General features: G+C 54.7%; 3 protein-coding genes and 1 pseudogene. All 4 read left to right on the top strand.

The window, feature by feature from the left end; translation table 11 throughout:
- A pseudogene (locus E4P00_RS21645) lies at window positions 1-542 on the top strand (hypothetical protein); the annotation flags it as partial.
- Window positions 543-585: 43 nt separating this feature from the next.
- On the top strand, window positions 586-1362 hold the full coding sequence (locus E4P00_RS21640; protein WP_248133019.1) for a hypothetical protein: 777 nt from the start codon (window positions 586-588) through the stop codon (window positions 1360-1362).
- Between the two features lie 43 nt (window positions 1363-1405).
- A complete protein-coding gene (locus E4P00_RS21635; protein ID WP_248133017.1) occupies window positions 1406-1819 on the top strand; it encodes a hypothetical protein in 414 nt (137 codons plus the stop codon).
- Window positions 1819-2184 (top strand): hypothetical protein, encoded by a 366-nt coding sequence (locus E4P00_RS21630; protein ID WP_248133015.1) that lies wholly within the window; start codon window positions 1819-1821, stop codon window positions 2182-2184. Before E4P00_RS21635 ends, E4P00_RS21630 begins: the two co-directional genes overlap by 1 nt.
- Window positions 2185-2263: the final 79 nt, after the last annotated feature.

Raw genomic sequence — 2263 nt, 5'->3', positions numbered from 1 at the left:
CGGTCCAGCCGCAGCAGCAGGGGCAGAGCGACGTGTACGAGGCAAAGCTAGCGATCAATGGCGGCAGCCGATGTCAGTGGCAGTTGAGTAATGTGACCTTTGGTGTCACCTATGCCAACACAACGCACTTCGGGCCGGACGTTAAAGCCAGCCCAGGGGGGGGAGGGATTATTGTGATGTTCGATCAGCGTCTGCCACAGCGACGCTCTGCTTTTGCAGCGACGCACGAAGTCAGCGGCGACGTGTTGATTCGTAAGGACTACTACCCCAGAGTTAGTGAGTATTTTCTTGGTAGGCATGAAAAACTCGCTCGGCTGCTCGGTGAGGGCGAAACCTATTCATATTACCGCGCCCCAAACGCACGAAAGGTAGCATTCGAACCCCAGTTACATGCCGACTATGTTCTGTATTCGGTGGAGCCTAAGGTGCATAAAGTGGGTGATTACACCCAGATTACCTACCCCGATGGCAGTGTTACTGCGGATGGCAATAAACCGGACTTTGAAAAGGTGCAAGCCATTCGTCTTGGACAATCGCAATGAACCTCGAAGTTCTAGGCTCATTGCCTGCCACCAGGGATGAAGAATGAACACGCTCATCCGCCATGCACTGGGAGGCGTGTTGCTGTTCAACCTTAGTGGCTGCGCACAAAACCAGACCTTGTCCCCGTCATCGGGCGGCGAACAGGTCAGTATTACAGTGAAGGTCCCACCAAATCTCGCAGCGGACCCGATGCGGGTGATGTACCGCTCTGAAAAATGCCCGATCAAACGCTCAGGGCCGGACTGGTCCAGTTATGAGGAGGATGGCTATCTGTCTACCACGGTCCAGCCGCAGCAGCAGGGGCAGAGCGACGTGTACGAGGCAAAGCTAGCCATCAATGGCGGTAGCAGATGTGAGTGGCAGCTGAGTAATGTGACCTTTGGTGTCACCTATGCCAACACAACGCACTTCGGGGAGAATGTTAGAGGGGGGGCGGGAGGAGGGCTTATTGTGATGTTTGATCAGCGCCTGCCACAACAACGCTCTGCTTTTGCAGCGACGCGAGAGGTCAGCGGTGATGTGTTAATCAAGAAGGACTACTACCCTTGGGTAATCGAAAGATTTTTGGTCCGACATGAAAAGGTTGCCAGGTTACTTAGTGGAGGGGAAATCTACTCATATTATCGCGCCAAAAACACCAGAACGGTGGCGTTCGAACCTCAGTTGTATGCCGGCTACACCCTTTACTCAGTAGAACCTAAGGTGAGGGAAGATGGTAACTATACCCGCTACACTTATCCCGATGGCAGCGTGACGGCCGATGGCAGTGACCCAAGCTTCAAAAGACTGCAAGCCATTCGTCTTGGACAATCGCAATGAACCTCGAAGTTCTAGGCTCATTGCCTGCCACCAGGGATGAAGAATGAACACGCTCATCCGCCATGCACTGGGAGGCGTGCTGCTGGTCAGCGTCAGTGGCTGCGCCCAAAACCAGACCTTGTCCCCACCTCCGGGCGGCGAACAGGTCAGTATTACAGTGAAGGTCCCACCAAATCTCGCAGCGGACCCGATGCGGGTGATGTACCGCTCTGAAAAATGCCCGATCAAACGCTCAGGGCCGGACTGGTCCAGTTATGAGGAAGATGGCTACCTGTCTACCACGGTCCAGCCGCAGCAGTTGGGGCAGAGCGACGTGTATGAGGCGAAGCTACCCATCAATGGCGGTAGCAGATGCCAGTGGCAGTTGAGTAATGTGACCTTTGGTGTCACCTATGCCAACACAACGCATTTCGGGCCGGACGTTAAAGCCAGCCCAGGGGGGGAGGGATTATCGTGATGTTCGATCAGCGCCTGCCACAGCGGCGCTCTGCTTTTTCAGCGACGCACGAAGTCAGCGGCGACGTGTTGATTCGTAAGGACTACTACCCCAGAGTTAGTGAGCATTTCCTTGGTGGGCATGAAAAACTCGCTCGGCTGCTCGGTGGGGGCGAAACCTATTCGTATTACCGCGCCCCAAATGCACGAAAGGTAGCATTCGAACCCCAGTTACATGCCGACTACGTGCTGTATTCGGTGGGGCCGAAGGTGAAAATGGATGGAAATTATACCCGCTATACCTACCCCGATGGCAGCGTGACGGCCGATGGCAGTGACCCAAGCTTCAAAAGACTGCAAGCCATTCGTCTTGGACAATCGCAATGAACCTCGAAGTTCTAGGCTCATTGCCTGCCACCAGGGATGAAGAATGAACACGCTCATCCGCCATGCACTGGGAGGCGTG

Origin of the sequence: Pseudomonas sp. B329 (genome assembly GCF_023127835.1) — a bacterium.
GTDB lineage: Bacteria > Pseudomonadota > Gammaproteobacteria > Pseudomonadales > Pseudomonadaceae > Aquipseudomonas > Aquipseudomonas synxantha_A.
This window is presented reverse-complemented; position numbering and strand designations above follow the sequence as displayed.

Coding starts and splice junctions, on each gene's coding strand:
- E4P00_RS21640 (WP_248133019.1), top strand. CDS start 586: ATGAACACGCTCATCCGCCATGCACTGGGAGGCGTGTTGCTGTTCAAC.
- E4P00_RS21635 (WP_248133017.1), top strand. CDS start 1,406: ATGAACACGCTCATCCGCCATGCACTGGGAGGCGTGCTGCTGGTCAGC.
- E4P00_RS21630 (WP_248133015.1), top strand. CDS start 1,819: ATGTTCGATCAGCGCCTGCCACAGCGGCGCTCTGCTTTTTCAGCGACG.